Origin of the sequence: Streptomyces globisporus, assembly GCF_003501885.1 — a bacterium.
In the GTDB taxonomy this organism is placed as follows: domain Bacteria; phylum Actinomycetota; class Actinomycetes; order Streptomycetales; family Streptomycetaceae; genus Streptomyces; species Streptomyces globisporus_D.
Genome location: NZ_QWFA01000281.1, coordinates 1 through 5,509, shown reverse-complemented (window position 1 = coordinate 5,509; position 5,509 = coordinate 1). Strand labels below are relative to the sequence as shown.

The 5,509-nt window shown below is 74.4% G+C and carries 5 protein-coding genes; all 5 read right to left on the bottom strand.

All coding sequences use genetic code 11. The annotated features are described in order from the left end of the window. Positions 1-44: 44 nt before the first annotated feature. The 5 genes from D3105_RS31795 to D3105_RS31775 all read right to left on the bottom strand — a co-directional run bounded on the left by D3105_RS31795 (position 45) and on the right by D3105_RS31775 (position 5,197). Positions 45-1,163 (bottom strand): ABC transporter ATP-binding protein, encoded by a 1,119-nt coding sequence (locus D3105_RS31795; RefSeq protein ID WP_118906329.1) that lies wholly within the window; start codon positions 1,161-1,163, stop codon positions 45-47. Next, complete coding sequence (locus D3105_RS31790) at positions 1,160-1,945, bottom strand: phosphonatase-like hydrolase (RefSeq protein WP_206273006.1); 786 nt, start codon at positions 1,943-1,945, stop codon at positions 1,160-1,162. The genes D3105_RS31795 and D3105_RS31790 overlap by 4 nt, the downstream gene beginning before the upstream one ends. A gap of 5 nt (positions 1,946-1,950) precedes the next feature. After that, entirely contained in the window at positions 1,951-3,075 is a 1,125-nt protein-coding gene (locus D3105_RS31785) for a TIGR03364 family FAD-dependent oxidoreductase (protein WP_118906331.1), read from the bottom strand. Positions 3,076-3,215: 140 nt separating this feature from the next. Next, the gene (locus tag D3105_RS31780) at positions 3,216-3,986 is read right to left on the bottom strand and encodes a GntR family transcriptional regulator (RefSeq protein ID WP_118906330.1); all 771 of its coding nucleotides are present in this window, start codon (positions 3,984-3,986) and stop codon (positions 3,216-3,218) included. Between the two features lie 98 nt (positions 3,987-4,084). After that, a complete protein-coding gene (locus tag D3105_RS31775) occupies positions 4,085-5,197 on the bottom strand; it encodes a peptidase (RefSeq protein ID WP_118906328.1) in 1,113 nt (370 codons plus the stop codon). Positions 5,198-5,509: the final 312 nt, after the last annotated feature.

Below are 5,509 nucleotides of genomic sequence, written 5' to 3'. Positions count from 1 at the left end.
GGTACGGGGCACGGCGGCGGTGGCAGTGCCGGTGGCGGTGGAGGTCATGGGCCGACCCCCGCCGTGTCCCCGGTCCTCGCCGTGTCTCCCGCCCCCGCCATGTCGCCCGATCCCGCCGGGAGCAGGACCGCGTCCTCGGTGGCGAAGTGCAGGGTGACGGGGTCGCCGATGGCCGGGGGCTCGCGCAGTTCGCGGAGGTCGGCCATGACGCGGTGGCCGTCGACGTCGGCGTGGACGCGGTGGGTGGAGCCGCGCCACTGGACCTCGGTGACGCTGCCGGTGAGCGCGTTGGGCCCGTCGCCGAGGCTGACCAGATGCGGCCGGACGCAGAGGGTGGCGGTGGCGCCGGGGGCTGCGCCCTCCGCGGGCACCCGGAGGGAGCGGTCGCCGAGCCGGACGGCCCCCGCACCGGCCACGGTGACCGGCAGCAGGTTGGCGTTGCCGACGAACGAGGCGGTGAACTCCGTACGGGGCCGGCGGTAGAGCTCCTCGGGGGTGCCGCAGTCCTGGAGCCGGGAGCGGTCCATGACGGCGATCCGGTCGGCGAGGGTGAGCGCCTCGACCTGGTCGTGGGTGACGTACAGAATAGAGACGTCCGGCAACTCCCGGTGAAGCCGCGCCAGTTCGGCGAGCATCCCGGAGCGGAGGCGGGCGTCGAGGGCGGAGAGCGGTTCGTCCAGGAGCAGCACGCCGGGCCGGATGGCCAGCGCGCGGGCGATCGCGACGCGCTGCTGCTGGCCGCCGGAGAGTTCGCGGGGGTGCCGGTCGGCGTACGCGGCCATGCCGACGAGTTCGAGGGCCCGGGTGACCCGGCCGGGGATCTCGGCCTTCGGGGTGCGGTGGGCCTTGAGCCCGAAGGCCACGTTGTCCTTGACCTTGAGGTGCGGGAAGAGGGCGTAACTCTGGACGACCATGCCGATGCCGCGCCGGTGCGGGGGCAGGGCGGTGACGTCCCGGCCGCCGAGGAACACCCGCCCGGCGGCGGGCCGGACGAACCCGGCGACGGCGCGCAGGGCGGTGGTCTTGCCCGAGCCGGAGGGCCCGAGGAGGGCCATCACCTCGCCGGGTCCGACGGTGAGGTCGAGCCGGTCGAGGACGACGGTGCCGCCGTAGGAGACGGTGACGCCGTCGAAGCGGATGCCGCTGGGGGCGGGGGCGTTCACGCTTCGGCCCGCGCGACGGGGTCGGGTCGTTCGTCCGCCTCGGCCCGTGCGATGAGGTCGGGCAGTTCGGCGACGGACCCGAGGACGTGGGTCGCGCCGTGCCGGGCCAACTGGTCTTTGTCGTGGGCGCCGGTGAGGACCCCGGCGACGATCCCGGCGCCGGAGCGTACGCCGCTGAGCATGTCGTACGAGGTGTCGCCCGCCACCACGGTCCGGCGGACGTCGGCCACGGCCCCGGTGCGCAGGAAGGCGGCCAGCACCATGTCCGGGAAGGGCCGGCCCCGGCCGCTCGCGTCGGCGGGGCAGAGGGCGAGCGGGACGAGGTCCTGCCAGCCGAGGGCGGCGAGGATGGCGTCCTGGGTGGTGCGGGCGAAGCCGGTGGTCAGGACGACGGTACGGCCTTCGGCGGCGAGGCGTTCGACGGCGGCGCGGGCGCCGGGGATCGGGGCGATGCGGCCGCCGTCGACGAGTTCGCCGTACGCCTCCTCGAAGGCGGTGTTGGCGTACTGCGCCCGGTCCTCGTCATCGAACAGATGCCGGAAAACGGAGATCTTGGACTCGCCCATGGTGGCCCGCACGTAGGCGAGTTGGCGAGTGTGCTCGTCGGATCCGGGTCGTACGCCGAGGCGTTGGGCAGCGGCGGCGAAGGCCTGCTCGACGAGTCCGCCGTCGGCGACGGTGGTCCCGGCCATGTCGAGGACGACGAGGTCGTAGGGGTCGCGCGTGATGTCGGTCGGGGACGTCAGGTCGGTCAGCGAGGCCGTGTCGGTCGGGGAAGTCATGAGGTTCACCAGCCCAGTTGGTCAGCGGTCGTTTCGGCGATGGCGGGCGAGCACGTCATGCCGCGCCCGCCGGGTCCGGTGACGAGCCAGACCCCGTCGCGCACCTGTTGCCGGTGGACGACGCGTGCGGTGTCGGTGCACTGGGCGTAGACGCCCGCCCAGCGGTGGCGGACACGCGGCAGCGGGCGGCCGAGGAAGGCCTCGACGACCCGGGTGAGGTGCTCGTACGGCTCCTCGACGGTGTCGAAGGCGAAGGGGTGCTCGTACTCGTGGGTGTCGCCGATGGTCAGCCCGCCGTCCTGGCGCTGGACCATGAGGAGTTGCATGCGGTGCTCGGCGGCGACGGGGTCCTGGGCCTGCCCGGCGTTGAGGGCGTCGAGCGCCTCGCCCCGGTAGGCGGGGTAGTAGCGGAAGCTGTCGGCGTCGGCGACGGAGGTGGTGAGGGGCTCACCGAGGGGGTCGGTCTGCATCATCTGGAGGCGGACGCGGCGTACGGGCAGCTCGGCACCGGCGAGTTCGCGGACGAGCCCGCCGAGCCAGGCCCCGGTGGCGAGGATGACGGCGTCGCCGGTGTGGACGTCCCCGTGGTCGTCGCGCACCGATGCGGTCCCGACGACCTCGCGGACCTCGCGACCGCCGAGGTAGGTGTACCGCCCGGAGGCCAGCAGCTTCTGCTTGAGGGCGAGTTGGGCGGTGCGGGGCTCGACGGCCGCGTCCCGCTCGCACCACAGGGCGGCGGTGAACGCGCCGCGCAGGGCCGGGTTGACCGCCCGGGCCTCGTCGGCGGTGAGCAGCTTGTAGCCGCGCGCCGCCGCGTCGGTCCTGGTGACGGCCGCCTCGGCGACGGCGATTTCGCGTGCGGTACGCAGCGGGGTGAGCGAACCGCAGGCCCGGAAGCCGAGCCCCGGCACCCGGTCGCCGATGCCCTCCCACAACTCACGGGCGCGCACGGCTGTTTCCAGCTCCTCGCCACCGGCCCGGCCGCTGATCCATATCTGTCCGAAATTGCGGAGCGATGCTCCGCGCGCCTCGCTCTCGCGCTCGATCTGTACGACCTGGTGGCCGCGGCTGACTGCGTGCCAGGCGTGCATGGTTCCCACCACGCCGGCTCCTACGACGATGACTCTCACGTCGGCCACGCTCCTGGGGACGGGTGATCCGGACGCGTCCGGTCGTCGACGGGACGGTGAACGACCTCGCAAGTTTGGACCAGACCCGTTATCTCTCCGTGATCAGAAGAGGAGGTGCGGCGAGCGGTGATCCGTCCCCCTCAGCTCGGCCCCTCGCCCCGCAGATGCGCGGAGAACGAGAACCGGTCCCCCCGGAACAGCGTCCGCACCCGCTCCAGCGGCCGGCCGTCGGTGTCCCGGGAGAGGCGGTGGATCAGGAGCATCGGCAGGGCGGGCGGGGTCCCGATGAGCAGGGCCTCGCGGGGGGTCGCGAGCACGGTCTCGATCCGCTCGTCGGCGTCGCCGAAGGCGATCCCGAGGGCGTCGCGGAGGTAGGCGTAGAAGGAGGAGTCCGGGTCGAACTCCGTGTCCAGGTCCGGGACGCGGGCGACGCCGACGTACGTACTCTCCAGGCCGACGCGTTCGTCGTCGGCGAGCAGCACCCGCTCCAGGTGCCAGACCGGCTCGCCCCGCTCGACGCCGACCTCGGCGGCGAGCGCCCCGGGGCAGGGGAAGCGGTCCAGGCCGATGAGGTTGCGCCCGGGCCGCAGTCCCTGGCGGCGGACGCCCTCGGTGTAACTGGCCAGCGAGAGCGGCTGCTCCAGCTTGGGCCCGGCGACGACGGTGCCGCGCCCCTGCCGGCGCAGCCGCCCCTCCAGGAGGAGTTCGCGCAGGGCTTGGCGGACGGTCTCGCGCGAGACCTCGTGCAGCTGGGCGAGCTCCCGCTCGGTGGGCAGGAGTCCGCCCTCGCCCAACTCGTCCAGCAGGACCGCGATGCGGGCCTTGACCGCGTAGTACTTCGGGATGCGGCCGTGCTCGGGGATGCCGGAGCGGATCGGTGCGCCAGGTGCCTGGTCGTTCGGGTAGTCCACCGCCCGATGGTGGCAGACGCGGGTGAACGGACCGGTACGGGGCCGCGGCCCCGTACCGTCAGGCATCGCGGCGGGCCGCCGCCCCGGGGCCCTCCGGCTCAGTCCCCCGTGCGGCGGGCCCGGCGGGCGTACCGCAGCAGGGCGGCCCCGGCCGGCAGGAGCACCCCGGCGGCGGCCCCGGCCCAGGCCGTCGACGCCGGGCCGGTGCGGGCGAGTTCGGGGAGCGGGCGGCCGAGTCCGTCGCGGGCCGGCAGCCCGGGGCTCTCCTCGCCGCGGTCGCCCCCGTCCCCCTCCCCGGCGTCCGGGCGGGTCGGCCGGCGGGAGCTGGAGTCGCCGTCAGGGACCGGGTCCCGGCCCGTTCCGGGGTCGGTACGGGGGTCCTTGCGGGGGCCGTCGGGATCGCCGGGCCGTTCGGTGCGCGTGCCGGTGCCCGGGGCGGTGCGCTCCGGATCGGGGCGCTCGGTCCGGGGGGTGTCCGGCTCGCGGATGCCGCCCGTGGCCCCGTCGACGATCACGAAGGGGTAGTCCTCCGACTCCCCCACCCACTCGCCGTCCTCGCGTCCGCCGCCCTTCCCCCGGCCCTGGTGGTGGCGCTGGACGACGGCCGCGTGGGCGGTGACCGGGCCGGGGGCGGTGTCGGAGGTGAAGGCCATCCGGACGCGTACGGAAACGGTCTCCCCGGCGGGGACGGTGAGCCCGGGGAACGGGTCACCGAAGACACCGATCTGCTCGTCGCGGTCGGTGGACTCCCAGGTGACCCGGTGCTCCTTCTCCGGGCTGCCGGGTTCGGAGAACTCCAGCTGGATCTGGTCCGACGTCAGCCTGCGGTCGCGGTCGGCGAGCACGAGGACCGGGTGCAGGGCCTGGCAGGAGGTGTCGGTGGTGTTGGTGAGGTCGAGGAACCAGGTGCCGTAGCCGCCGCCGGAGGCGTACCGGTCCGGGGCGTCCTGGATCCGGGTCTCGATGGGGAAGTCCTTGGCCTTCGGGTCAGCGCACACGGGCTGTTCGTCGTCCGCGTTCGCGGCGCGTGCGTCTTTGGTCGCGGTGTGTACGCCTGCGGCTGCGGCTAAGGAAGCGGGGACCGCCGGGGCGGGCAGGGCGGTCGCCTGCGTGCCGCCCAGGAGCGTGGCGGGCACCGCGATCCCGGCGACCAGCCCGAGGGCGGCGAGCGTACGGCCGTCACGTGGCCGTGCGCCGGAAGTGGGGGGCATGAGGGTCACCCTTCGCTGCTCGCGGGACGACCGGGGCTCCCGGGAGGAGCCGGCGGGCCACCGGTGATGGGCTTCGACGGAATCACGCGCGCGCGGACTCAGAGAGTCGACATGCCGACTTGATCAATAGGATCACCCGACTGCATTCCCTCTCGGACTCTCCAGCCCTCGGGCTCCCCGGCAGCCGGACCCTCGGGCGGGGTCTCGGGCCCTCAGGCACTCGGACCGGCGAAGCCCGCCCAGGAACGGGCAGGGCCCTACCCCCGCTCCCCCACCCGCCCGAACACCGGCGCGAGCACCAGCTGTGCCTGT

Bases quoted from the DNA above. Each gene is read 5' to 3' on its own strand.
- D3105_RS31790 (WP_206273006.1), bottom strand. From the start codon at position 1,945: ATGACTTCCCCGACCGACACGGCCTCGCTGACCGACCTGACGTCCCCG.
- D3105_RS31775 (WP_118906328.1), bottom strand. From the start codon at position 5,197: ATGCCCCCCACTTCCGGCGCACGGCCACGTGACGGCCGTACGCTCGCC.